Origin of the sequence: Salisediminibacterium beveridgei (assembly GCF_001721685.1) — a bacterium.
Classification (GTDB): Bacteria; Bacillota; Bacilli; order Bacillales; family Salisediminibacteriaceae; genus Salisediminibacterium; species Salisediminibacterium beveridgei.
This window is the reverse complement of the sequence record NZ_CP012502.1, coordinates 2,492,718-2,518,109: the sequence shown is the minus strand read 5'-3', so window position 1 is coordinate 2,518,109 and position 25,392 is coordinate 2,492,718. Positions and strand designations below refer to the sequence as shown.

Below are 25,392 nucleotides of genomic sequence, written 5' to 3'. Positions count from 1 at the left end.
ACAAAGTCAGATAAAATAAATAAAGGGAGCGATAATGATGGAAAACGCAAAATTGTTAGATGCTAAAGGGTTGGCTTGCCCAATGCCGGTTGTTAAGGTGAAAAAGGAAATGGACAAGATGAGTGCCGGAGAAATTCTGGAAGTTCATGCGACTGATAAAGGCGCGAAATCAGACATCCCAGCCTGGGCAAAATCAAGCGGAAATAAAATCTTGAAAGAAGATCAGGAAGAAGACGTTCTGAAATTCTGGGTGGAAAAAGCATAAAGCGAAGATCAATCGAGCTCCCTTCTGCCACTTGGCAGGGGGGAGCTGTTGCTTTTAGCAGGGAATCATGGCAAAATGATAGAAATCTTTTGTCGAGGTGAATAAAATGAATTACGAGCAGCTGATACAAGGAAATGAAGCATTTATTCAGAAAATGAAACAGCAGAAACCAGATTTCTTCGAGGAACTTCAAAAAGGACAGACGCCGGACTTCTTTGTCCTGTCCTGCAGTGACTCCAGAAGCGACCCGGACACGATTACGTCAAGCCTCCCGGGTAAACTGTTCGTCCATCGAAATGTTGCAAACCAGGTCGTAGAAAAAGACGATAGTTTACGCACCGGATTGTACTATGCCATGAGGGTCCTTCAGATAAAAGGGATCATTATATTGGGGCACACGGGTTGCGGGGGTGTCCAGGCCGCCCGCCAAGGAGTAAGTAACGAACATCTTGACGACTGGCTCGGTCATGTGGAAACAAGCATCCGGGGCATTGATGAGCTTCAATCAGATGATCACGCCCACGAAAGACAGAATATCCGGACGCAAATCGAAAATATAAAAGAACTTCCTGTTTATCAGGACATTGGAAAGGGAATTCCTGTTCTAGGCGCACTGTTTCATTTGGAAAATGGTAAAATCGAGTGGATCGACTGATTCACAACACAGGAGGAGATCGATATGGCAGGAGACAGATTTGATCCGAACGAGGCAGCAAGACTGTTGGATCCAGAACGAAAGAAACTGGTGGATGCTGACTGGGTAGCTGAAAAACTCGGGATTGAAGGAAAGATGAATGTCATTGACCTGGGCGCAGGGAATGGCTATTTCACTTTGCCGATTGCAGCAAGAACAAAAGGGGATGTCTATGCAGTGGACGTGGAACCGGAAATGCTGGGTATGCTCTCCGCTCGGGTTGAAGAAGCGGGTTTTGAGCATGTCGGCTATATTCAATCGGACCTCGAAGATGTATCCCTTGGTGATAACGTCGCTGAACGGGCAGTGATTGCCTTCGTCATTCATGAAGTAGGCGATCGGGTCAAGGCATTTAAGGAAATGAAACGTATGCTCACAAAAGGGGGAAGAGGCGCAGTGGTGGAATGGGCCCGGGTTGACAATCCGCACGCAGGGCCACCACAGCATGAACGCCTCGCACCGGATGATGTGACTGCGGACATGAAAAAAGCAGGACTCGCGGTAGATGAGGTGGTCCATCACAGTGAAGTGTACACGATTTTCTTCCATATACCGGTCTAACCAAAGAGACGCACGACTGTTTCGAGCGCATAGACACTGGCAAAAGTCAGTCCAACGGTCCAGATAAACAGGCTGGCACCCATCCATACAGTGGTTGATAATTTCCCCACTTTCAATGAGAGTGCCATAACCGTTGCCAAATGAATGCCGGTAACCAAAGGCCCGAGAATGGCCAATCCCGGCAAACCGTATTTTTGAAAGACACGTTGTCCTCTGGACGGCGTGTCTTTCGTAGTCATTTTTTCTTCGCGGCGTTTTTTGTACCTGGCATAATATGCTGTCGTTTGAAACCAGTTAAGCAACCAGACGATCAGGAGAATTGGCAGGAAGTTTCCAGCGAAGGATACGAGCGCAACGAGAAACGGCTCCAGGCCCATTCCTACTCCGATGGGGATAACGAGAAGGATTTCAAACCAAGGCGTCGCAGCCATGAGAAAGATCATGATATATTGCCAAAGAACATCGATCATAGCTTGCCCTCCTTTGCCTTGATGTACTAGAGTTGTATTCTATCATGCATAGTCGTTGCAGAACAGCGGATTGTTTCCAAGTGGAAACTCAGGGGTATAGAAAACAGTGTGAAACTTTCAGAACAGCTTTAGCGTCTGACAGAGTATGATTATTGCACTATAAGGGGGACATCACATGAAAGACGCGATAAGGGACTTAAAAGTAAGGCAGAAAAATTATTTTTACAGCGGGGAAACAAAACCCCTTGCCTTTCGACATAAACAGCTCGAGGCGTTACGTGATGGCATACGAAAACGGGAAAAAGATATCCTGGATGCAGTCAGGAAAGATTTGAATAAAGGTGAACACGAAGCCTTTATGACGGAAATCGGTTTTATCTATTCTGAAATTAAAGATACATTGAAGAACCTGGATTACTGGGCATCTCCCGTAAAAGAACGAACACCTTTAACACATTTCGGCGGGAAAAGCATGGTGTATAAACAGCCATATGGCGTCGTATTAATCATTGCACCATGGAACTACCCTTTCCAATTGGCCTTTGCTCCACTGATCGGTGCGATTGCTGCAGGGAATACGGCGATCGTTAAACCTTCAGAATTAACACCGAACACAAGCGGTGTGATCCGGGAGCTGATTGCTTCTGTTTTTCCGGAACAGTATGTTGCCTGTGTTGAGGGGGACGTGGAAGTCGCCAAAACCCTGCTCAATGAGAAGATGGACTATATCTTCTTTACCGGCAGTACGGCTGTTGGAAAGAAGGTCATGGAGGCAGCGAGCCATCATCTGACGCCCGTGACATTGGAACTTGGAGGCAAGAGCCCGGCGATTGTGACGGAAGACGCCAACCTCAAAATTGCAGCCAAACGCATTGTCTGGGGAAAAATGATCAATGCGGGTCAAACCTGTGTTGCGCCGGATTATGTGCTGGTGCATGAAAAACGACGACGGAAATTTCTGAAGCTGGTTTCTCACTATATTAAAAAGTGGTTCGGCCCAGAAGAACGTCGCAACCGGGTCTATCCGAAAATTGTCAATGAACAGCATACAAAACGGATTGCTGACTTGATCAATCCGGAAAAAGTATTTTATGGCGGGCATTATGATATTGACAGCCGTTATATTGAACCTACCGTTATGGTGGACGTAAATCTCGATGATGACGTGATGGGTGAGGAAATATTCGGACCCGTCCTGCCGATTATTTTTTATGAGCATGAGTTTGAAGTGATTGAAACCGTTCGTCAACGGCCAAATCCGTTGGCTTTGTACTTGTTCACAGAGAACAAAGAAACCGAACGTTTCATTATGGACAATCTGTCCTTTGGCGGCGGCTGCGTGAACGATACGATTATGCACCTGGCAACGCCTTACCTGCCATTTGGAGGCGTTGGTGAGAGTGGCATGGGGAATTATCACGGCAAGTCCACATTTGACACATTTACGCACATGAAGAGTGTCCTGAAACAGTCAACGGCTTTTGATCTGCCGATCCGTTACAGTCAGACACCCGGATCGACCAAGGCAATGCGAAGGATCATGGAATAATCGGAACCCACCGCCTGTAAAAATGCGGTGGGTTATTTATATACTTGATAGGAATGTTTCAGTTTGCTAAAGAATTGACTCGTTGCAGTGGGTCAAGTTTTTACAGGAGTTCGATGTTTTTAAAAGAAATCATAGATGAAAGGTTTTTGGCGTGGGAGGATGGACTTGAAAAACGAGATGCTTTCCTCATCGCCTTCGATCAGTTTCTCCGTCACATAGAGTTCGAACGACTCTGCCTGCATCATGAGTCCTGACAGTGTACCAATCGATGCGTGAATGCCACGCTTCGGCGGATGGGCACACCGGCTCCCCTCTTTGACAGGTGCTTTTTTAACGGACAAGGCCCCATTTTTAACCGCCAGCAGAAACGTCCCCTGATTCCATGGACAATTATCATCAATGATGTGCAGGGGGATAACCCCGTCTCTTCCGGTAAGCTCGAATGGATAAACGGACAGGAAATTCTCCAAATCGATGATGCGGGCCATAAAGTAACTGCTCAGTTCCTGCTTCACCTTTGCGTCATCCAGCAGATAAGGGAGTCCGGATTGAGGGGCAACTGTCATCGTATAACGTTGTGCCATTGAGTCATGATTCCGTATAAAGCTGATCAGTCCATCGCGGGCATCAGGTGTCAGCCAGATCCATTCTTTGATGGTCATTGTTTTATCTTTTACCTCATAAATCATATAGCCTGTTACTTGATCGTCTGATGTATAGGCAACGATGGCACCCTTTTTTCGGCGAAAGACACTGTTTTGCCACCAGTCATCGCTTCGCTTCAGTGTTCCCGAATAGTTTTTTGCCCACTGCTCATAGACTGCTGCAAGTTGTACAGGTGCATCTTCTTGTTTCACGCGACGGATCTTTCCTGCGTAAGGACGGTCTTTCGGTAATTGCTCACGTTCAAGTGTGACGTGCAGTTCACGGCCAAATAATTCATAGCCGAATTTGCGATAAAAAGGCACCGAGAAGGGATGCAGGAAACTGATCACTTGTCCGGCATCTTTCATTTCTGTAAACGCATGAAGCAACAAGGCCTTTACATAGCCGCCACGGCGGAATTCAGGCCAGGTGGCAACGCCGGCGATTCCACCCATCTTCATGAGTCGTCCTCCGATATAGGTTTCCAGTGGTAAAATGTTCAGTTTAGCAGCAATCTCTCCGTCAGTATGTTCATGTACCCATGTATACTCCGGTTTCATTTTCTCAAGCACATTCGTTTCTTCCTCTTCACTCAAGTGAAATTGAAACGAATAGGCACTTAAATCGAGTACCTCTTTTTTCTCATGATGGTTGAGTTTTCGAATGGTCATGACGATGATCCTCCTTCAAACATGGCAATGGCTTTTAATCTTGCTTCACTGTGGTCGACAGAGGGGTTGGGATAATCGACTCCGATTTCAAAGCCGGATTCCTCTTTTGCTTTTCCGGATATTTTTGCAGGCTCATGAATGTATTTCTCTGGGACATTGCTGAGTTCGGGTACATATTTTTTGATGAAGCTGCCTTTTGGATCAAATCGTTTCGACTGTCTCACGGGGTTAAATACTCTGAAATAAGGCGAAGCATCCGTACCGACGGAAGAGGCCCATTGCCAGCCGCCGACGTTTGAGGCTTCATCATAGTCGATGAGACGCTCAGCAAAATACTGTTCACCTTCTCGCCAGTCGAGGTGATAATCCTTGGTCAAAAAAGAAGCAACCGCCATTCGCAGCCGGTTATGCATCCAGCCAGTCTGATTGAGTTGGCGCATCGCAGCGTCAATCAATGGAAAACCGGTTTGTCCCTGTTTCCAGCGTTCAAGCAGTTCTGGATCATTCCGCCAGTCGAGGTGCCGGAACTTCTCCTGAAACTCCTGATGCTTCAAATCATCATAATGCGAATGGATCATGTTATAGAAATCCCGCCAGGCAAGTTCTTTGATGTACGTTTCCGCGCCTTTAGACCCGTTCTCCAAGGCTGCATATGCAGCATGGTAGACCTGAACTGCAGAGAGTGTTCCGGTTTTCAGGTATGGGGAGAGGCGGGATGTGCCGGCGATTGCCGGGTAATCACGCTGTTCGTCATAAGCATGAAGACGCTCTTCCATGAACTGTGTCATGCGCTTATGGGCATTCTTTTCACCAATGGCTTTCCAGTCCCATCTTGAATGCGCCAGCTGTTGATCCAGGGTGTCCCTGTTCATAGCGACATTCAGTGATTTTTCAGAGAGTTTGGCATGATCGATCGCGATCAGGGGTCTGACAGACCGTTTCATCCACTGCTTCATGTAGGGCGTATAGACTTTATAAGGGGTGTTATCGTCTTTATAGATCGCATGCTGATGATGGATGTGATTGCTTTCAGTTAATTCAAAATGGACATCGCGGGCAACAGTGAGTTCTTTCACCAGCGCATCCCGCTCCAGCGCAAAATCGGTTGGATCCATCGTTGCAACAACGGCTGTTACATCCGGGAACTGATCGAAAAAATCATGCCAGGCATCTTCCGCAGACCCGTAAATGAAACGGATACCGATACCCTTTGCTGCAAGATCATCACTGAATGACCGGACGGTTTTATAAAAATAATCAACGCGAGGATTGTCTTTTTTGAAATAGCGTTCATGAACGTGAAACACAAATAAAATGCGGTCATCCGGTTTTCCGGAAATTAAGAGTGCCCTTTCAATGGCAGGGTGGTCTTGCAATCTCAGATCGTTCCGGATCCAGATGGCAGTAGTAGCTGTCATAATCAATCCCTCCGGTGCAGGTTTTCTGATATCAGTCTAACACGATTTCCCTGAATCATCTTCCAATAACCTTGTTTTGACTGACCTAATGAATGTAAGCGGTTTAAAAACAGACAAAATATGTTCAATGTTTCACAAACAATTTCGGCAGATTTCATGTTACTATGGATGTAACAAAGGGGAGTGATAGTGATGGAAACAATGACGAAACAACCGGTATGTGAATGGCGGGATTTTCAAACAGATACGGAGAATTACACGCAGGACGTGTTTGAAAAACTTGTAGGGGACGAGTACGACGCCATGTTGTTCGAGCATGAGGATGACGAAGTTCCTGCATTTATCTGGACTGTCAACTATGTATGCATTATCAAGCGGAGCACAAGAATGATCAATGATATCTCCATTACGAAAATCCCGCGTAATCCTGCCTGCGACTGAAAGAAACCCGGATGGTCAATCAAACGAGCTGAACCCGTTGAGGATTCAGCTCGTTTTGCATTGTGACGGACTTGGTTAATGGTAAATCACAAATTTCTTTTCATGGGGGAGCGGTTCTTTTTCATTTTGTTCGATATGTTTGATTTTCGCAGGGAAGCGAAGGGTGTGCAAACTTTCAAAAAAAGTCTCAATGTTCTTTGGATCACCCTGAATTTCCAACTCCACATCCCCGTTGGACTTGTTTCGTACCCAGCCCGTTAAATCATGCGTTTGCGCGTTCATTTGCGCTTGAAACCGGAATCCGACGCCTTGAACGCGTCCTGATACGATTGCATGGTATCGTTTCACGTCAATCACCTCTTTCCATAGTCCAATACCCATTCTGAACCGTGACTACGCATGCAAGATTCGAAAAATTTGTGAAAACACCCCTATATGAATCAATGTGATGTAAAATGGAGAAGAACGAAGCATCAGGATCAGAACATCGAGAGGTGAACAACAATGCTGGAGAAATTTCTCTTCAAACGTGTGAAAGATCAGGCATCCATTCGAATATCACATGATACATGCCTGCGCTCACGTTATAAATGGAATGCATGTACGATATGCGTGGATACATGCCCGAGTGACGCCATTACCATCAGCGAAGAAGGCAAGGTCGTTTACGACAGCAATACCTGTAACGACTGTCATTTTTGCATGCATGAATGTCCAACAGATGCCATATATTATGAATCCGAAATGATGCAGAAGTATGAACAAAGGATCACCCAAAGAGATGTGGTCACTTATACGTGCCGCAAGCAGGCCACCGGCAGTGGGGAACAGATTGAATTACCGTGCCTGTCCCTGTTAACGCCAGAGTATCTGATGGCGGGGGAACTGCATGAGAAAGAACAGGAGATTCTTTGCAATCCGAAGAAATGCGCCTCCTGTGAATACAATTTCGATCCGGATGAAGGTCTGCAGTGGGTCAGGGAATGGTCAGCTTATTCGTTTACAGAACAAGTCAAAATTCAGACGGATCCGAAACAAATCCGCGGCAAAAAGCGAAGCTATAACCGTCGTGAACTCTTTCAAATGACATCCAATACGACCAAACAGTCCATCGGCAATCTTCTGATCGATTCATTTTACGAACCCAAGAGTCTCAAGGAAAAAATCCAGCCGCCGCAAAAGAGAAAATATGCCATGGTTTATCTGGAGCGTAAGAAGTCGCAGTTTGGTGATGAAGTGATGGAGGCGGTTGCCCCTTTACTGAATGGTGCACGGATTACTGTGGAGGGGGAATTGGACTTTTGGCATCACCTTGCCGCCATTTGTCCGACGGGTGCTTTGAAACAGACGTCTGATGACTCGGGCGACCGGCTGTTGTTTAATGGACGGGACTGTGTGAACTGTGATATTTGTGAACAGCTCAGTGATCAGATTGTCCGTGAACCGGCGTCGTCCATTCATGACTACCTCGGCGAGGTCACTCTTGCCGAACGACAGATGGATGCATGCCCGTCCTGCAACGGTAAAAAACCTGTTCAACGAGACATCTGTGACGACTGTGAACATACAAAGAAGAAAAGGGCATCCTTATTGGATAGCTGGTAAACGATACTGTTGATAATGGAGTGGACGCGTAATGGTTCGAACATTGATTTGGTTTATCTATTTCTTTTTATATTTGCTTTTTATCTCCCCATTCTTACTGAAAGCGAAACGGCTGGAGAAAACCGGCAGCAAAGAAGACTATGATGCCTATATTCATGGGATGGCAAGTAACTGGGCCAGAAGACTGATCCGTCTGGCTGGAGGGAAAATCACTGTATATGGGGAAGCGAATATCCCGGCAGATGAACCGGTTTTGTTTGTCAGTAATCATCAGGGAAATTTCGATATACCGGTTATTCTTGGACATACCAACCGCAAGACAGGTTTTATATCCAAAGTCGAAGTCCGGAGAATTCCTCTGATCAGCAGATGGATGAAGCATCTCGATTGTGTATTTCTCGACCGGGCCGACCGTCGCCAGGCAGTGAAATCCATCAATGAAGGAGCAGAGACTCTGGCAAACGGACGCAGTCTTGTGATTTTCCCGGAAGGAACCCGCGGAAAGGGAAAACCGATACAGGAATTTAAAACAGGCAGCTTCAAACTGGCGATGAAATCCGGGGTGCCGATCATTCCGGTTTCCATCGAAGGCACGTACCGCATGTTTGAGGCCAATCAGAACAAAGTCTGTCCCGGAGAAGCCACGATTACATTCGGAGAACCGATCCGTGTGCATCAGACGGAGAAGGTCTCCATGGGTGAACTTGCGGAGACGACCAGAAACAGAATCATCACGAACTTCAGGGAATCAAAACATAGGCAGGAAAATGATCAAAACGAAGGCGCCTGAGACAGGTGCCTTTGTTTCATAACGAAAATGAAAACATCAGTTAAAACAAATTAAAGGGGTAGTGATATAACGTGATTTTCGGTATACTGTTAATGAATGAACATTCAATCATAAAGGTGGGGTACAAATGAGCGTGAAAGAAACAATGGCCAGCTTAACGGAGAAAATGAATCACAACCCGGAACATCTCAGCGGATTGGACTATGTGTATCAATTTAATTTGACTGGCGACGAGAGTGGCGTGTATCAATTGAAAATTGAACGGGATGAGGCGGAGTATACAGAAGGAGAAAAATGGGAGCCGAGATTGACACTGGAGATGTCCGATAAGAATTTCGAAAAACTTGCCAAGGATGATTTGAATCCAACCATGGCCTACATGGGTGGGAAATTGAAGGTGCAGGGCGACTTGTCTCATGCACTGAAATTCCACGGATTAATTCAGAAATATCAGTAAGGAGAGCACATCAAAAAGGCTGATGGCTCAACGCCTTTCAGCCTTTTACTTTCATCTTGCTGAATAAATAAACCGGACATTACTCAGGATCTGCAGTTTCGTATCGTTCATCGATTTTTTCATCGATTTCGTACATTGCTGTCTCGCTGGACATGATTTCCTGAACATTTTCCTGAACCAGTTCTTCGAAGCTTTTTTGGATTCGTTTTCTCATCGTCAATCACCTCTCCAAGATGGATTTTTTCTATATCTTCAGTATGGCAAAAAGTAAAGGGCTGTGGTCGTGAAAACCTTTACAATTTTGCGAACATTTTGACTAGGAGCCTTTGCCAATGACAGAACTATGGCACGATCATCAAAATCAAATCAAAGAAATCACCATTGATACACCGTTCCAGGTCGGACCGGTGAATGTCTATTTGATCTTTTCAGATGCGTTGATACTGGTGGACACTGGACCGAAAACCGCAGAAGCCAGAGAGCAGCTGAAGGCCGGCCTGCGAAAGTATGGTGTATCGTTCAAGGACCTGGATTATCTTCTTTTGACGCATCATCATCCGGATCATATCGGCTTAACTGCCGAAGTGGCGGAATCTACGAAAGTCGCAGGGCATCATCGGCTGATTCCATGGCTTGATCCTGCCCATCATCCGGACTTTCTGAAGCAGCGCATTGCGTATCTTGACCATTTCTATAAGCGGCACGGGATGGATGAAGCGAGTGCTTCAGCAATCGTCAATCAGAACCTGAAATACATGACATATGCCGAGGTCGCACCGTTGAATGTTCCCCTTCATGATGGGGACAGGCTGGATGGTTTACCTGGCTGGCACGTCATGGAAACCCTCGGTCATGCTCAGACTCATTTGTCACTGATGCGCGACAATGATCAGGTCATGGTAGCCGGGGACCATCTGATCCGGCATATCTCGTCGAATGCGCTCCTTGAACCGCCCCATGAACCCGGAGGTGAACGTCCACGCACGCTGCTTCAATACCGCGAGGCGATGAAGAAATGTCTGAGTGCGAGTAAGGTCTATTCCGGTCACGGGGAACCAGTGCTCGAACCGGCAGCACTGATTCAGAAACGGCTGTATGAACAGGATCAAAAAGCAGCGTATTTGAAATCATTGATCGGTCAGGAAGTGATGACGGCTGTGGGGGTGACCCGGAAAATGTATAAAGGACTGTACGATCGGCAGCCGGGATTAACCTTCTCTGAGACGTTGGGGCATCTGGATCTCCTTGAATCCCGTCTTGAGCTTTCTGTCAGTGAGGAAGACATCTGGCGCTATGCTGTTCCTCAGAAGGATTGAGCAATTTTGTGAATCTTCTTTCACATCGGCGTGTTTCTTGATAGAATAAACAGGAAGCGATCACAACAGATTTGAAGGGAGTTGTCGAGGGAATGAGCATGAAGAAATGGGTAGTTGCCGGTTCGGTGTTGACTGCTGTAGCCGGGGGAGCCTACGTGGCGTCGAATCCGAAGGCGCGCGAGAAGGTGGTTCACTCAGTGGACACGACAAAGCACTGGGTACAGGTAATCAGTAACAATCGCGATGATGTAGTGGAACAGTTATCGTCTTCTGCAGAGAAAGTACAGGCGATTGTTGAAGCGGCAACAAAAGATTTTGAACAGATCTCAGAAAGCTCGCAGAACATGAAAGGCCATCTGTTTGACCTGCTCGAAACCGTGCAGGATGCTTTTGATGAGGTCAAAGTCGTCAAAAACAAGCTTGAGACCCGGGCAAATGAACGTGAGTTGCTCGAAGAAACTAAAGAAGAACAATGATATCGGAGCTATTCCTAAGAGCAGGAATAGCTCTTTCGTTTCAATTCCAATGGATCTCACGAATTGATGTTTACCGCTGGAGGAGTTATGGAAATAGTAAGAATAGATTGTAATTTACAGGAGGTATTCACATGGCACTAAGAAACGAACTAGAGGAATTAAAAGCTTTAGAGTTCGAACATGATGCAGTATTTTCCGTCTATCTCAATACAGACCGCTCCGATCAGGACCAGCAAAAAGGTGAATGGCAAATTCATTTAAAAAATGGGATCAAACGAATTCGCGAATATCTTGAAGCAGCGAACAACGAAACAGAATTGAAGAGTTTTAACAAACTCAGTAAAAAAGTCGATAAAGAAATTCAAAATAACCGCACGGACTTGCTGAGAAGTGTTGTCATCTTTGCATCCGACGCGGCGGATCTCTTCAGCGTGCATTACCTTCAAGTACCGGTAAATACAAGCTTTCATTGGGAAAACAGACCGGTACTCGAACCTTTGGAGGACATTCAGCGTGAATATCCAAGAACCGGGATCATCCTGCCCAACATGGATGAGGTCAAGATTATCGATACGTCGCTTGGAGAGCTTCATGAAGTGAAATCGTATGAGTTTGATTCAGGGAAAGAAGAATGGGTTCTCTCAGATGGCATGGCGTCATCGGACCGTATGGCATCAGGTGCTACCCACGTTGATAAATTCCAGCAGCGATTCAAAGAGAACCTGTCCAGATTTTATAAAGACATGAATGAACGGGTGGAGAATTTCAGGCGCGACCGCAACTGGGATCAGGTGTATGTGATCGGTGAGGCAGAAACCGTCAAGATTTATACCGGGACCATGAAGACAAAACCGACGGGCGTGATGCACAAGAATCTGAACTCTTCGAAGCCATATGATGTGATTAAAGAATTATATAAATAAACAAAGCAAAACCCGGACGTTGTCATTTCACAACGCTCCGGGTTCTTTGTTTTTATACATCATAAGAATGTTTACGTTCGCTAAAGGATTGACGTATAAGTGAAACGAAGGCTTTCGCCATTTAAGCTTGGCGAGAAGCCAAGTTTTCTTTATGAAGCTGCCTGCTCTGTTTTCACCGGCATCCGCATATGAAAAACAATCCCTGCTGTGAACATCGTCAACAGCATCAGACTGATGGAATAATACACAGCCCCCTCACCAATGACTTCGATCAGAAAACCTCCGACAACAGGGCCCGTCATACTCCCCACAGCAAACAGGACTGCTGTCATCACGTTCCCGGTGGGCAACAGATTAGCGGGTACGAGATCTGCCAGGTACGCAATGCCAAGAGAAAAAGAAGATCCCAGCAGCATTCCAGACGCTGCAAAGAGCGTGAATAAGAGCCACTGACTCTCCTCGACGAAGGTCATGCTGTAAAACAAGACGCTGCCGATCCCCATAATCCCCATCAGCACCTTACTCCGTCCCAGGCGGTCACTGAGCATGCCGAGTGGCAGCTGAGTGATCAGGCTGCCGAACACAAATCCAGGTAAGAGGAACAATGTGACGAACGATAAATCCATGCCCATCCGCATCGCGTATACCGGATAATTCCCGTGAAGGGAAGCTTCCATATACCCGTAGGCAAACCCCGGTAGCAGAGCGAACCATGCCATGGAGAGAACTTTCCGGTAACGAATGAGTGTGCCGAGCTTTGAAGCCGTCTCGAAATCACTTGCCGGGTATTCATTTCGAAGACGAATCATAAACAACAGCGCAACGAGACTGGCAGCACTGGCGATGATAAAGGGCAAGTATTCGCTGAAGGTCAAAAGCCTGGTCATCATCGGACCTATCCCGAAGCCAAGACCGAAGGCGAGGCCATAAATCGCCAGCTGCCTGCCCCTGACTTCTTTTGGGCTCGTGGTGGAAATCCAGACCTGTGTGGAAAAATGAATCAGGTTATCGGCAATCCCGACGATGATTCGCAAGATAAACCAGAACCAGAACGTTTGCCAGACGGGAAAGAGCATCAGCGAGATAAACACGATGACGAGCCCGGTGATGATGACAGGTTTATATCCGTGTTTTCTCACCGGCGCTTCGATAAAGGGGGAGATCAAAATGATCCCGATGTAGAGAGCAGCGGCATTGAAGCCATTTGCCGAAGAGGAAATGCCTGTACCTTCGAGCATGACGGAAAGGACAGGCAACAGCATCCCCTGGCTGAAGCCGGCAATGGAAACCATGCCGACCAGAACCCAATACCGGTAAACGGGTGAATTTTCCTCTTGATGACTAAGTGTGGACATTGGACATTCTCCTGACTGTTAACGGTTGAAGTCTTTTGACATGACGCATCAGCTGTAAAAGCGTAAAATGAACGCAGATTACAGTGAAATGAGGAAGCAGCTATGCAGGCGAAATCGTATGATTTCACAGAAGGCAGCATCATGAAAAAAATGATCCTGTTTTCGTCACCGATATTTCTGACGAATGTCTTACAAACATCCTATCAGCTGGTGGACTCCCTCTGGGTCGGGAATCTCCTTGGTGCCAGCGCCCTGGGAGCCATTTCAATTTCCGGTGTTGTGGTGTTTACGATTCTGTCATTTATCATCGGTTTAAATACATCAGCCCTTACGATTCTATCACAATATAAAGGCGCCAAAGATGATAAAGGACTGGCAAAAGCCTTGAATGCTTTTGTCGTTACCCTTGGGCTTTTGACCCTTCTGGTAGGGATCATCGGTTTTTTTCTCAGCGAAACCATTCTCGGATGGATGGGGACGCCGGAAGAGATTCTGCCGATGGCTGCATTGTATTTGCGGATTAATTTTGCAGGGGTCCTGTTTTTATTCGGCTACAACTTCATTGCGACAGTGCTCCGGTCTTTGGGTGACAGTAAAACCCCGGTACGCTTCGTCGCCATGGCGCTCTTATTGAATTCCGTGCTTGATCCATTGTTCATTTATGTATTCGACTGGGGCATCGCCGGGGCTGGAATTGCCACGATCGTCAGCCAGGGATCAGCCTTCACCTACGGTCTGATCTTCTCGATCAGGCGCGCAGGCGTCCCGTTTACAATGCCCAGATTGCCTGAAACCGCACTAATGAAAAAAATATTCAAACTCGGTTTGCCATCAGGAATGTCCATGGTGGTCATTTCCGCAGGTGTACTGGCGATCATGACAGTGGTCACGTCCTTCGGAGAATCTACAGTGGCAGGCTTTGGCGCTGCCCAGCGTCTCGACAGTCTGGTGATGCTTCCGGCACTGACACTGGGTTCTGCCTTGAATGCCATGGCCGGACAGAACATTGGTGCCGGTAAATGGGACCGGGTCGGTGAGATCACCAGAAGCGGACTGATCCTGATTGCTGTGGTATCCGTGACCATCTGTACGCTGGTGTTTTTAAACGCTGGTTTCTTAATCAGGATGTTTGTGGACGATCCGGACACCATCGCTTTTGGTGAACGGTATGTCAGAACGGTGGCCCTTTTCTATCCATTTTTAGGTATCAATTTCGTCTTGAATGGTGTCATCCGGGCCGCAGGCGGCATGTTTCAGGTCTTTGTCCTGAACGTGATCTCCTTTTGGATTCTCCGCTTCCCGCTGACCTGGCTTTTTGCGACACTCTATGGTGAAGTGGGCATCGGTATGGGGATGGCCGCAAGTCTTTTATTAAGCAGCCTGATTGCGATCGGTTACTATAAACTCGGAAACTGGCGAGACATTAAAGTACTCGAAGAGAAATAATCAGTCATAAGTGATCCGGTTTTTCCTTTGAAGAAAATCAACATCCGGGTAATAAGCATTTTTCACAAGAAGATTCGGTCCGAGGCAAGATACTGCCGGGCAGTGGCAGTCCAGAGACTTGGCCAGGGCCGTTTTCTTCCACTTGTCATAAGCTTCTTCGAGAGATGTGTTCAGGATGTTGCCGACCTTGCCTTCTGCTGCAAAGTCCGTTACAAGGATACTGCCATCAAAAAGATTGACATTGAGCCTTGAACGACCGTCCGGATCGTTTCGGACGGTGACGTTTTTCGTCTCGTTCAGCCGTTGTAAAAGTTTGAGATCGTCATCGTCTTGGCTGCATGGGTAAAAAGGTAATGTACCGAAAAGCATCCAGGTGTCCGGGTTCCTATAGTCGAGTAAACGGTGTATCCCTTTGCGGATCTCCTTAAGATCAGCTACAGGCAAATGCTCGGCGAAACTGGCAGGGTACATTGGATGGACCTCATGTCTTTGGCAGCCCATCGCTATGATTTGATCATGGATCTTTTCGAGATGAGGCAGAGTCCTATTGTTGATCATTGTTTCCGCAGAGAGCATGAGCCCCTTTGATGAAAGGGCTTTTGCATTGGCCACCATCGTTTCAAAAACTGTGTAGCGCTGTTCGAGGCCGGGTTTTCGATCCATGACAGCAAAGCCGATATCGGCAAAATCATCTTTGCTCCCGTAATTGTGCGAGATATGGAGGACATCCAGGTAAGGAAGAATCCATTCATACCGCTCAAATGGCATGGTCAGGTTAGAGTTGATCTGCGTCTTTGCGCCCCGCTCCTTGGCATACTTCAGTAATGGAATGACATATTCTTTTACCTGCCGCACACTCATCATCGGTTCTCCACCGGTGATACTGAAAGCCCTCAGGTGTTTTACGTCATCGAGACGGCGGATTATCAGTTCTAAAGGCAGTGGGTCAGGGTCCTTTGTTAATAGGCCGTAGCCGACAGCGCAGTGTTCACATCTCATATTGCACAGGTGTGTCGTCGTGATTTCTATATTTGAGAGGACAGGTTTTCCGTGAATACGGATGTCTTCATAAGCCTCCCACGGGTCCTGAGCAGATGTATTACTTATTTTATGAGTCATTTAAGATCACCATCATTCGATAAAGTCGTTGAAAAAAACGCATCGTATGGATTATAGCACAGATTGATTCAGGTATTTTGCAAACGACAGAAATCTGTTAAACTAGACGTCGTTCAAATGAAGAAAAGAGGTGCGAATGATATGAATGATCAGCCGAAAGTCAATAAGCTTGAAGAGCTCCATAATCGGATGGAAAAGTTGTCAGAAATGCTCGATGAACTTGATCCTGAAAAAACGGAAGTTGAAGATATTGATCGCCTGTTATTGATGCTTGACGATCTCGAGAAACAGTGTCAGCACTACCGTGAACAATAAGATGTTCAACAGGTATCACTGAAAATACCGATCTGGAAGATTGTCTGTTGGAGTGACTTACTTAATCAGGTACATCACACAATTTTTGATGGTTTTTGACAAACCGCCCAAAAAACGCTCGTGCCGGGTTTTGGAAATTGTAAAATAATAAATTTACAATTGTATTACAAATGCGAATGTTTAGGAAATCCTATGAAGTTGGTATACTCCCTGTGAGAATGAATCCATATCAGGGAGGTAACTAGCAATGAAAATTATTTCAAGAACATTAGTGGCAGGTGCAGCTATTGCAGTAATGACTGCTTGTAACAACGGTGACAATAATGAGGACATCAATGTGAATGATGGCATGAACGATGCGAATCATAACAATGATGCCGAAATGAATGAGGACAACGAAGATGACAATGAAAACAACAACGACGACAACAACATGAATGATATGAACAACAATGATCAAGACGAAGACAACGGTGGCGAAGAAGCAGAAACAGGCAGTAACCCTGTGGAAAACGTATCCCACGATGACGGAGTACTGTCCTACGAGTACGATGGGACATCCGGTGAAGTCGATGCCGAGTTAATGGAAACGGAATTCGGAAAAGAGATTGCAATGCCTGATGGGATGAGTATGGAAGAAGACGAAGAAGGTACGCATCGCATTGTTCATCTTTCTGCAGAAGATGGGAGCGACCTTGAAGGACTTCATATTTCCTTGAGAGAAGGTTTCAACTATGAAGGCGAAGAGATATTGACCCAGCAGGTCGATACGGAGCGTTCCGCAGAGCTTCAAGGCTCTGTTCTGGGTTCCGCAGGGCATGTAAACAGCTTTGAAACCGTTCATCTCGATGATGACACACCATTCCACTTTTATTTCCATGTAGAGGGCGACGCATCTGAACCAGGTCACTTCCCTGAATCTGTAGATGGCGAGGAATACGAGCAATTTAAATTCTATGAAATCGTTGAAGAAGGATATTACTATGTAGATGTGATGCTTCCTGCAGGAAGTGATGCAGAGGTAACAGGTGCCGGTCTTGCTGTGGCGTCTACGTTTTCACCGGAAGGAACAACCCTCGAAGAGGATGAAGCAGAAGACGATGGTGAGAGTGAAGAAGAATAATCGTTTCTAAATAAAGCGTCCGGATCAATTTGATGATCCGGACGCTTTTTGTCACACTTTAATTAACTAAGGATACCATTTGGTGAATATGATGTTATTCGTCGGATGGTGGTCCTTCAGATCTTTTTGACCATGGCGTACCGAATTTCGGAAGCGCCCACCGGTCAAGACCGTACCAGCCTGAAACCTTCCAGGACAATATCAGCAAAATCGCAATGAAGAACATGAGTGGATTTGTACTGAGTGTACCTGCCAACAGGAAGGAGAAGTTCATTGTAGCACCGAAAAATGCTGCAATACCTGTTAAGAAACCAACGATCAGACCCAATCCTACAAAGAACTCACCCCATGCGACTAAATAAGCAAAAACTACGGGGTTTGCAATGACAACGTTCTCAAGAAACGAAGCATACCATCCGGCAACTTCACCCTCCTCTGCACTGGCCAGTGCGCCACCAATGAAGCCTTCAATGGCACCACCTGCACCTGGGCCTGTCCAGCCTTCTGCACCGATTTTCCCCCAACCGGCTGTGAGCCATTGCCAGCCTAGGTAAAGCCTTAATATCAGCCAGATTGCAGCGGAACGCGTGCTGACAAACAGAAAACGCGATACAGCGTTCTCACCTACGATAATTTCTTTCCCCATCTTCCCTTCTTTCACTTCTACCATGAATACACCCCTTTTCAAAATGGTATTGAGAGAGGTGCCACCGTCTTGTTGCAGAGTTCATGATGTGTGGCGGCACCTGAACACATTTTACCATTATTGACACGTTATAAACAGGTTATACGTCATTTATTCCGAAATAATAATAATTTTCAATTATTTTCCTTGTTGGTCCTCTTAAAAAAACCAAGTATCGACTTTTCTTTCATTACGCCGTAGAATAAGAGGTTGAAAGCGAGTGATCGATATGAATGAAGAGCAGGTTATTTATTTTGTCAGGCATGGACAATCTGAAGCAAATAAACACGGGATTATCCAGGGGCATGCGGAATTTCCGTTATCAAAATTGGGACAGATGCAGGCGAAACTCGCTGCAGACTGGTTTGTTGAAACAAAGCTGAACGAGATTTTCTCCAGTGATCTGTCAAGAGCACGCTTTACAGCAGAAGCGATTGGCCATCGGCAAAATAATGGCCGTTTACATGTTCATTCTGAGCCGCTGGTCAGGGAAGTGGGACTGGGTCCACTTGAAGGAATGACTCGTGAGCAGATGGCTGATCAATTTCCAGAGATGAAGTCTGAGGCACTGTTGACATCCGGTATCGATGGTACAGAGACCATCGAAGCGATTACGCTCCGGTGTGAAAAACTTACCGAGAAACTGACTGATTTACCTTCTGGGAATATTGCCGTCGTCTCCCACGGAGGATTCATCAGCATTTATTTGATGTATCTCATTATCGGATCAGGCTGGCACAAGGCAAACCGTCCTTTCGTGATCGGAAATACAGGGATTACAAAAGTGGTTTTCACGAACGGTACGCCGAAAATTCACTACACCAACAATCAGCAGCATCTGCAAACTGAAGGCGATTTGACGTCTTCGACGGTGGTGTACTGATGAAACCGGGAGGAAATGGCATGAGCGAAGAACAGGGAATTACCATGGAGATCGGACAGCGGTTCCCATTGACGATTAAACGATTTGGAATAGATGGGGAAGGCATTGGCTACTATAAACGGCAGGTTGTTTTTGTCGACGGTCTCATCCCGGAGGAAGAAGCTGTGGTAGAGGTGACTGCTCTTCGGGAAAAGCATGCGCAGGCGAAAGTGGTCCGGATCCGGAAAGCTTCAAAAGACCGTGTGGAGCCCCCTTGTCCTGTGTACGATGAATGCGGTGGCTGTCAGCTCCAGCATGTGAGCTATCCGGGACAGCTTCAGGCCAAAAAGGATCAGGTCATTCAGGCGATGGAACGCTACACAAAGATTCCGATGAACAAAGTCGAGATTTTCGATACGGTCGGTATGGAAGATCCATGGCACTACCGGAATAAAAGCCAGATGCAGGTTGGGACGAATGAGGAAGGCGAAGTAATCGCCGGATTGTATGCAAAGGGCAGTCATGAACTGGTTGATATTGATGAATGTCTCGTTCAGCATCCCCTGACGAATGAAGTTAATCTGGCAGTCAAGCAAATAATCCGGGATTTGAAACTTTCCATTTATGACCGGGAACGGCAAAAAGGATTGGTTCGCTCGGTTGTTGTACGTACTGCCTTTGAAACAGATGAATGGCAGCTGACCCTAGTCATTTCAAAAAAATCCTTCCCGAAACAAGATCAATTTGTTCGTCTTGTAACGGAACGTTTTCCTCAGGTAACATCCATTTCGTTAAACATCAACACCGAGGATACGCCGCTGATTTTCGGTGAACAGTCAAAGCTGATTCACGGATCGGAAACGATCCGCGAGACACTGGGAGACATCGACTATCATCTCTCACCGCGGTCGTTTTTCCAGTTGAATCCGCAGCAGACAAAGAAACTCTATGAAATAGTCAAAGAAGCGGGGAACTTCACTGGAAAAGAAAAAGTGGTGGATGCCTATTGCGGCGTCGGGAGCATCGGGCTTTGGCTGGCAGGCGACATCGGTGAGTTGAGAGGCATGGACACTGTGCCTCAAGCCGTGGAAAATGCCAATGCCAATGCAAAAGCCGCCGGGGCAGACTCTGCAGTATTTGAAACGGGCACCGCAGAGGAAGTGCTTCTCAAATGGCAAACTGAGGGGTTTGTAGCGGATACGGTGATTGTTGATCCACCGCGTTCGGGTCTGGATCAGCCTCTTCTTGAGACGATTGCCAAGGTAAAGCCAAAGCAGCTTCTTTACGTATCCTGCAATCCATCGACACTGGCAAAGAATATCAATGATCTGATGAAAAATGGGTACAAGGTGAAAAGCCTTCAACCTGTTGATATGTTCCCGCAGACGGCCCAGACAGAAGTCGTCGCGGTGATTGAGCTTATCTAGTCAATTATGCACCTCCGGAAAGTATCCGGGGGTGCAGTTTTTTTACACTTCATCTATTAATGTTCAAGTTCGTTAAAGGATAGAAGTATAAGTGCAACTCAGGTTTTCGCCGTTGACTTGGCGATAAGCCAAGCATTTTCTTTACAAAAACAGATCAAGAGATTCATTAGATTTTGATACAGCATAACCGAACGAACAGAAGATAAAAAGCGGCAGCCAAAAGAAAATATCAATAAAAGGAGGTTGTTTATGTATTTTTAAGTAATAAAATATCAGATTTATCTAGCGGTGATAAAAGTCACAGATTATTTTGAATTTTAGTTATACAATCGTTATAACATGATTAAAAGGGGGGAGTTTCATTGAAAGCCACCGTGAAATCAAGAACCATCCATGATCATTTGTTTGACAAAGGTGTCAGCCGCAGAGACTTTATGAAGATGTGTACGATACTTGCTGCAACTGTTGGACTTGGGTATTCAGATCGCGGACGTGTTGCGCATGCGCTGGAAACGCATGAACGGATTCCGGTTATCTGGCTGCAACTGATGGATTGTACCGGATGTTCGGAATCCTTCATCCGTACAGCGCATCCAGCAGCTGACCACGTCCTTCTCGATCTGATTTCCCTGGAGTACAGTGAACTGCTGTCAGCCGCATCCGGCGAACGCGTAGAAGACGCAAGAAAAGCAGTTATGGAAAACTATCCTGGTGAGTACATTCTTGTTGTCGAAGGAAATGTTACAGAAGATGAATTTTTGACGGTTGCCGGTCACTCCGCACGCGAAACACTCCTTGAAACAGCAGAAGGAGCAATGGCGATCATTGCCTATGGAAGCTGTGCTTCATGGGGAGGCATTGCCAAAGCTTCACCGAATCCGACAAATGCAAAAGCGGTTCACGAAGTCGTCGAAAACACTCCGATCATCAAAGTTCCGGGCTGTCCGCCGATCGCAGAAGTGATGACAGGCGTCATTGCCCACTTTCTCACATTTGATGAGCTGCCGGAACTGGATAATCAAGGACGTCCGAAAGCCTTTTACAATTTAAGAGTGCATGATAAATGCAATCGTCGGGCGTATTTCGATTCAGGATTGTTCGTTGAAAGTTTCGATGATGAAGGCGCCAAAATCGGCTATTGTCTCTATAAAGTGGGCTGTGCTGGTCCGACGACGTATAATTCCTGTGCGGAAATGCGCTGGAACGGCGGAGTCAGTTACCCGATTCAGTCAGGCAACCCTTGTATCGGCTGCAGTGAAAACCACTTCTGGGATAACGGCCCATTCTTCACGAGACGGGTAAGTATTCCAGGAACGCAAACGACATTGAATCCTGAAACGGTGGGAGCAGCAGTCGTTGGTGTGGGTACAGCAGGTATTGCCGGTCATGCTGCAGTGACTGCCATTCAAAAATCAAGAACAAAAAAGTCTGATCAAGCGTCTGACCAGGGCGACAATGAGGAGGAATAAATCGTGAGCGAGCGCATAGTAGTCGATCCGGTAACGCGCATTGAAGGTCATTTGAGGATTGAAGCTGATTTTGAAAACGGATACATTACAGAAGCTTACAGCAGTGGGACAGGTGTCAGAGGCATCGAAAAAATTGTTGTCGGCCGGGACCCCCGTGATATATGGGCTTTCGTTCAGCGAATCTGCGGCGTTTGCACGACGGTTCACGCGTTGGCGTCGATCCGGTCAGTAGAGGATGCACTTGATATTACAGTCCCCCGAAATGCTTCACTGATCCGGGAAATTATGAATGAAACGCAGTTTGTTCATGACCATGTTGTTCACTTCTATCATCTGCACGCCCTCGACTGGGTTGATGTAGTCAATGCATTGGAAGCAGACCCCGAAGAAACCAGCCAAATCGCTCAGTCCATATCAGATTGGCCAAAATCGTCCCCGGGCTATTTTCAAGGCGTGAAAGATAAAGTTCAAAAGCTGGTTGACAGCGGACAGTTAGGTATTTTCGCCAATGGCTACTGGGGTCACGAGGCGTATAAACTTCCACCTGAAGTGAATCTTCTTGCTGTTGCCCACTACCTTGAAGCGTTGGACTGGCAAAAGAACATCGTGCAGATTCATACCATCCTCGGTGGAAAAAATCCGCATCCTCACTATGTTGTTGGCGGCATGGCGACACCGATTGATATCAACTCCGACAACGCGATTAATGCCGAGCGTTTCAGTCACATGCAGAAATTAATCAATGAGGCCTTTGATTTCGTAGAACAAGTATATATCCCTGATTTATTAGCGATCGGTTCCTATTACAAAGACTGGCTGTATGGTGCAGCGAAACCAAATTTCCTCTCATTCGGTGATTTTTCCACCGGGGATGTCCGTGAAGTCGAGAAATACCGGATGCCAAGAGGAGCCATCATTGATGGCCAGCTCGAAGATATTCAGGAAGTCGATCTGAGAGATCCGGAACACGTCCGGGAATTTACCGATCACGCCTGGTATGACGATGCCGAACGGGAAGATGGAGACGGTCGCCACCCGTGGGAGGGGAAGACTGATTTGAACTACAGCGGTCCCAAACCACCATTTGACCAGTTGGATACGGATGCGCGTTATTCATGGGTGAAAGCCCCACGCTATAAAGGACATGCTATGGAAACAGGTCCCCTCGCCCGTCTGATGGTAGGCTATGCATCGGGGAATGAGGAGATTCAGCAGGTTGTGGATGAAGCCCTTGAAGCCCTTGGCGTACCGATGGACGCTCTTTACAGTGCACTTGGGCGAACCGTTGCAAGAGGGCTGGAGACAAGATTGATGGTCCGCTGGTTGCGTGATGACATGAATGCGTTGATTGACAATATAAAAACAGGTGATCAAGTGACATTTAATTCATCAAAATGGGAACCAAACAGCTGGCCCGATAATGTTCAAGGTGTCGGATGGATGGAAGCGCCGCGGGGATCTTTAGGTCACTGGATTGAAATTGAAAACGGCAAAGCTAAAAATTATCAGGCCGTTGTACCAACCACCTGGCTTGCTTCACCGAAGGATCATACCGGGCAACCGGGACCATACGAAGAAGCATTGAAGGGCGTTCCGGTTGCGGATCCTGAGCAGCCGATCGAAATTCTTCGCGTCATCCACTCTTTTGATCCGTGTTTGGCTTGCGCGGTTCATCTGACGGATAAAGAGAAGGAAGGAACGACAAAAATCCGGATTATTTAGAAAGGAGACGTTCGTAATGGGAACCGGTTCGACTAAAAAACGTGTATTCGTCTGGGAACGTTCTTTAAGAATATTTCACTGGGTAAATGCTCTCTCCATTACCATTCTGTTGATAACGGGTTTTTATATCAGCTCTCCTTTCTTTGGCGCAAGGATTCCAGAAGAAGCCTATTATTCTTTTGTTATGGGATGGGCAAGGTATATACACTTCTTTTTTGGATTTGTGTTTATTGCCAGTCTGATCTTCCGATTCTATCTCTTTCTGGTGGGGAATCAATATGCCAAATCCAATCCGTTGAAGGCTTCATTCTGGACTGGGGTGTTAGAAACAGGGAAACATTATCTGTTTATGAAAAATAATAAAAAACACTATGTAGGACACAATCCCCTTGCAGAGTTGTCGTACTGGATCTTTATGGGCCTCGGTGGATTGATTGTGATTGCTACCGGTTTGTTTCTGCTGTTCGAACCACAGCCTGGAACGCTACTCGGGTCTTCGGTTGCCTGGATGACGAACATTTTCGGAAACAGTGCCAACATTCGCGGACTTCACTTCTTTTCGGCTGTAGCCATTCTCGTCTTTGTGATGACCCATCATTATTTTGTTCTCCGGGAAACCTGGCTGGAGCGAAATAAAACACTCTCAAGCATGTTTACCGGCTACAAGGAAATGGATGATCCGGGAGGTTCTGACGATGAGCCAAAGCGAAAAGCCAATTAAAGTCATCGGCCTTGGGAATTTTCTTTATCGTGATGAAGGACTGGGGATTCATATCTTGCCGGATATGATCCGCCTGTTTGAAGAGGACGCTGATGTTGAGGTGATTGAGGGGTCCACTGACGGACTCAGGCTCCTGGAGCCGGTCGAACAGGCGAAGGGGCTTCTGATTATTGATGCGATTGCAGATCACCAGCCACCAGGAAGCGTCATTATTCTTGAGGGTGATGATCTTCCTGATTATTTCTCTTTGAAAATGTCGATGCACCAGCTGGGCTTTCAGGAAGTGCTTCAAGTTGCTGAACTGAAAGACTGTTATCCTGAAAAGATTTCAATCGTCGGGATTCAACCCGAGTCACTGGTGATGGGAACGGAGCTGACAGAATCGGTTCAACAGTCTATTCCGGAATTAATGGATGTCATCCGTAAGAAAGTCACACAATGGAAGAGGGAATGGCATGAATCGAGCCGGCTTTCTCAAAGAACTTCGATCGAGTCTGATTCAAACCTCATATGAAGCGGCTGAACCACTGATTCAAGAAGATGTTTCAAATACCAAGATGCAATGGCTTACGATGCAAGGCTATGAGTGGTGGCCCGTTCATGGGTTCGTTCATCAAGATCGCGTGTATTGGATTCATGAACAGGCGTTTTTGATTAAACAAACCGGCGAAGATTGGCAGGCATGGGCATTAATCTGTCCTGATTGCCGGTCTTCACTACATTACCAAAGTTTCAGTGATGAGATTAAATGCTTCACATGTAACTTTCAATGGACAGCGGATGAAGCAAGGAATCACCTGGATCTTCGCCCGGTAAAATTCATTCGTCAACAACTTCACATTCTTTATAAAAAAAAGAGGTGAGCCG

29 protein-coding genes are annotated in these 25,392 nt (G+C 46.5%); 21 read left to right on the top strand and 8 right to left on the bottom strand.

The window, feature by feature from the left end; all coding sequences use genetic code 11:
- The first annotated feature begins 37 nt into the window (after positions 1-37).
- From BBEV_RS11840 to BBEV_RS11830, 3 genes are all read left to right on the top strand, one after another.
- Entirely contained in the window at positions 38-265 is a 228-nt protein-coding gene (locus BBEV_RS11840) for a sulfurtransferase TusA family protein (RefSeq protein ID WP_069365656.1), read from the top strand.
- A gap of 106 nt (positions 266-371) precedes the next feature.
- The gene (locus tag BBEV_RS11835; protein WP_069365655.1) at positions 372-920 is read left to right on the top strand and encodes a carbonic anhydrase; all 549 of its coding nucleotides are present in this window, start codon (positions 372-374) and stop codon (positions 918-920) included.
- A 24-nt stretch (positions 921-944) separates the two neighbouring features.
- Complete coding sequence (locus BBEV_RS11830; RefSeq protein WP_069365654.1) at positions 945-1,520, top strand: class I SAM-dependent methyltransferase; 576 nt, start codon at positions 945-947, stop codon at positions 1,518-1,520.
- On the opposite strand, the gene BBEV_RS11825 is transcribed toward BBEV_RS11830, so the two are convergent.
- Complete coding sequence (locus BBEV_RS11825) at positions 1,517-1,990, bottom strand: small multi-drug export protein (protein ID WP_069365653.1); 474 nt, start codon at positions 1,988-1,990, stop codon at positions 1,517-1,519. The genes BBEV_RS11830 and BBEV_RS11825 overlap by 4 nt on opposite strands.
- A gap of 175 nt (positions 1,991-2,165) precedes the next feature.
- Here BBEV_RS11825 and BBEV_RS11820 point away from each other — a divergent pair, with 175 nt between their 5' ends.
- A complete protein-coding gene (locus tag BBEV_RS11820; RefSeq protein WP_069365652.1) occupies positions 2,166-3,539 on the top strand; it encodes an aldehyde dehydrogenase in 1,374 nt (457 codons plus the stop codon).
- A gap of 119 nt (positions 3,540-3,658) precedes the next feature.
- On the opposite strand, the gene BBEV_RS11815 is transcribed toward BBEV_RS11820, so the two are convergent.
- Both BBEV_RS11815 and BBEV_RS11810 read right to left on the bottom strand, forming a co-directional pair.
- Positions 3,659-4,855 carry a GNAT family N-acetyltransferase gene (locus BBEV_RS11815; RefSeq protein WP_069365651.1) on the bottom strand — a complete coding sequence of 399 codons (1,197 nt, stop codon included), beginning with the start codon at positions 4,853-4,855 and terminating at the stop codon, positions 3,659-3,661.
- A complete protein-coding gene (locus tag BBEV_RS11810) occupies positions 4,852-6,273 on the bottom strand; it encodes a cryptochrome/photolyase family protein (RefSeq protein ID WP_069365650.1) in 1,422 nt (473 codons plus the stop codon). Before BBEV_RS11810 ends, BBEV_RS11815 begins: the two co-directional genes overlap by 4 nt.
- 192 nt (positions 6,274-6,465) lie before the next feature.
- Here BBEV_RS11810 and BBEV_RS11805 point away from each other — a divergent pair, with 192 nt between their 5' ends.
- Positions 6,466-6,714 (top strand): hypothetical protein, encoded by a 249-nt coding sequence (locus tag BBEV_RS11805; protein WP_069365649.1) that lies wholly within the window; start codon positions 6,466-6,468, stop codon positions 6,712-6,714.
- 75 nt (positions 6,715-6,789) lie between these two features.
- Here BBEV_RS11805 and BBEV_RS11800 read toward each other — a convergent pair whose 3' ends face one another.
- Positions 6,790-7,062 (bottom strand): acylphosphatase, encoded by a 273-nt coding sequence (locus BBEV_RS11800; protein ID WP_069365648.1) that lies wholly within the window; start codon positions 7,060-7,062, stop codon positions 6,790-6,792.
- Positions 7,063-7,218: 156 nt separating this feature from the next.
- Between BBEV_RS11800 and BBEV_RS11795 the strand changes: the two genes are divergently transcribed.
- The 3 genes from BBEV_RS11795 to BBEV_RS11785 all read left to right on the top strand — a co-directional run bounded on the left by BBEV_RS11795 (position 7,219) and on the right by BBEV_RS11785 (position 9,566).
- A complete protein-coding gene (locus BBEV_RS11795; protein WP_069365647.1) occupies positions 7,219-8,319 on the top strand; it encodes a 4Fe-4S dicluster domain-containing protein in 1,101 nt (366 codons plus the stop codon).
- Positions 8,320-8,350: 31 nt separating this feature from the next.
- Positions 8,351-9,109, top strand: a complete 759-nt coding sequence (locus BBEV_RS11790) for a lysophospholipid acyltransferase family protein (protein WP_069365646.1) — start codon at positions 8,351-8,353, stop codon at positions 9,107-9,109.
- 127 nt (positions 9,110-9,236) lie between these two features.
- On the top strand, positions 9,237-9,566 hold the full coding sequence (locus BBEV_RS11785) for an SCP2 sterol-binding domain-containing protein (protein WP_069365645.1): 330 nt from the start codon (positions 9,237-9,239) through the stop codon (positions 9,564-9,566).
- A gap of 79 nt (positions 9,567-9,645) precedes the next feature.
- On the opposite strand, the gene BBEV_RS17180 is transcribed toward BBEV_RS11785, so the two are convergent.
- Positions 9,646-9,780 carry an FbpB family small basic protein gene (locus BBEV_RS17180; protein WP_084007366.1) on the bottom strand — a complete coding sequence of 45 codons (135 nt, stop codon included), beginning with the start codon at positions 9,778-9,780 and terminating at the stop codon, positions 9,646-9,648.
- A gap of 118 nt (positions 9,781-9,898) precedes the next feature.
- On the opposite strand from BBEV_RS17180, the gene BBEV_RS11780 reads away from it, so the two are divergent.
- The 3 genes from BBEV_RS11780 to BBEV_RS11770 all read left to right on the top strand — a co-directional run bounded on the left by BBEV_RS11780 (position 9,899) and on the right by BBEV_RS11770 (position 12,281).
- Positions 9,899-10,882 (top strand): MBL fold metallo-hydrolase, encoded by a 984-nt coding sequence (locus tag BBEV_RS11780; protein ID WP_069365644.1) that lies wholly within the window; start codon positions 9,899-9,901, stop codon positions 10,880-10,882.
- Positions 10,883-10,980: 98 nt separating this feature from the next.
- Entirely contained in the window at positions 10,981-11,358 is a 378-nt protein-coding gene (locus BBEV_RS11775; protein WP_198154994.1) for a hypothetical protein, read from the top strand.
- A gap of 131 nt (positions 11,359-11,489) precedes the next feature.
- The gene (locus tag BBEV_RS11770) at positions 11,490-12,281 is read left to right on the top strand and encodes a VLRF1 family aeRF1-type release factor (RefSeq protein ID WP_069365642.1); all 792 of its coding nucleotides are present in this window, start codon (positions 11,490-11,492) and stop codon (positions 12,279-12,281) included.
- 149 nt (positions 12,282-12,430) lie between these two features.
- Here BBEV_RS11770 and BBEV_RS11765 read toward each other — a convergent pair whose 3' ends face one another.
- Entirely contained in the window at positions 12,431-13,636 is a 1,206-nt protein-coding gene (locus BBEV_RS11765) for an MFS transporter (protein WP_069365641.1), read from the bottom strand.
- Positions 13,637-13,738: 102 nt separating this feature from the next.
- Here BBEV_RS11765 and BBEV_RS11760 point away from each other — a divergent pair, with 102 nt between their 5' ends.
- Entirely contained in the window at positions 13,739-15,082 is a 1,344-nt protein-coding gene (locus tag BBEV_RS11760) for an MATE family efflux transporter (RefSeq protein ID WP_069365640.1), read from the top strand.
- On the opposite strand, the gene yfkAB is transcribed toward BBEV_RS11760, so the two are convergent.
- Entirely contained in the window at positions 15,083-16,201 is a 1,119-nt protein-coding gene (gene yfkAB / locus BBEV_RS11755) for a radical SAM/CxCxxxxC motif protein YfkAB (protein WP_069365639.1), read from the bottom strand.
- Positions 16,202-16,318: 117 nt separating this feature from the next.
- Between yfkAB and BBEV_RS17425 the strand changes: the two genes are divergently transcribed.
- Both BBEV_RS17425 and BBEV_RS11745 read left to right on the top strand, forming a co-directional pair.
- Positions 16,319-16,516, top strand: coding sequence for an SE1561 family protein (locus BBEV_RS17425; protein ID WP_069365638.1), 198 nt, complete (start codon positions 16,319-16,321; stop codon positions 16,514-16,516).
- 247 nt (positions 16,517-16,763) lie between these two features.
- The gene (locus BBEV_RS11745; protein WP_069365637.1) at positions 16,764-17,639 is read left to right on the top strand and encodes a hypothetical protein; all 876 of its coding nucleotides are present in this window, start codon (positions 16,764-16,766) and stop codon (positions 17,637-17,639) included.
- A gap of 94 nt (positions 17,640-17,733) precedes the next feature.
- On the opposite strand, the gene BBEV_RS11740 is transcribed toward BBEV_RS11745, so the two are convergent.
- The gene (locus BBEV_RS11740) at positions 17,734-18,309 is read right to left on the bottom strand and encodes a TQO small subunit DoxD (protein ID WP_232318166.1); all 576 of its coding nucleotides are present in this window, start codon (positions 18,307-18,309) and stop codon (positions 17,734-17,736) included.
- Between the two features lie 244 nt (positions 18,310-18,553).
- Between BBEV_RS11740 and BBEV_RS11735 the strand changes: the two genes are divergently transcribed.
- From BBEV_RS11735 to BBEV_RS11705, 7 genes are all read left to right on the top strand, one after another.
- Positions 18,554-19,207: a histidine phosphatase family protein gene (locus BBEV_RS11735; protein ID WP_069366727.1), complete on the top strand. Its 654-nt coding sequence runs from the start codon at positions 18,554-18,556 to the stop codon at positions 19,205-19,207.
- 20 nt (positions 19,208-19,227) lie between these two features.
- Positions 19,228-20,613: a 23S rRNA (uracil(1939)-C(5))-methyltransferase RlmD gene (gene rlmD, locus BBEV_RS11730; RefSeq protein WP_069366726.1), complete on the top strand. Its 1,386-nt coding sequence runs from the start codon at positions 19,228-19,230 to the stop codon at positions 20,611-20,613.
- A gap of 374 nt (positions 20,614-20,987) precedes the next feature.
- Positions 20,988-22,082, top strand: coding sequence for a hydrogenase small subunit (locus tag BBEV_RS11725; RefSeq protein ID WP_069366725.1), 1,095 nt, complete (start codon positions 20,988-20,990; stop codon positions 22,080-22,082).
- Positions 22,083-22,085: 3 nt separating this feature from the next.
- Entirely contained in the window at positions 22,086-23,804 is a 1,719-nt protein-coding gene (locus BBEV_RS11720; protein ID WP_069365636.1) for a nickel-dependent hydrogenase large subunit, read from the top strand.
- Between the two features lie 16 nt (positions 23,805-23,820).
- Entirely contained in the window at positions 23,821-24,525 is a 705-nt protein-coding gene (cybH, locus tag BBEV_RS11715) for a Ni/Fe-hydrogenase, b-type cytochrome subunit (RefSeq protein WP_069365635.1), read from the top strand.
- Positions 24,500-25,039: a HyaD/HybD family hydrogenase maturation endopeptidase gene (locus tag BBEV_RS11710; RefSeq protein ID WP_069365634.1), complete on the top strand. Its 540-nt coding sequence runs from the start codon at positions 24,500-24,502 to the stop codon at positions 25,037-25,039. Before cybH ends, BBEV_RS11710 begins: the two co-directional genes overlap by 26 nt.
- Positions 24,981-25,388: a zinc finger domain-containing protein gene (locus BBEV_RS11705; protein WP_069365633.1), complete on the top strand. Its 408-nt coding sequence runs from the start codon at positions 24,981-24,983 to the stop codon at positions 25,386-25,388. Before BBEV_RS11710 ends, BBEV_RS11705 begins: the two co-directional genes overlap by 59 nt.
- The last annotated feature ends 4 nt before the right edge of the window (positions 25,389-25,392 follow it).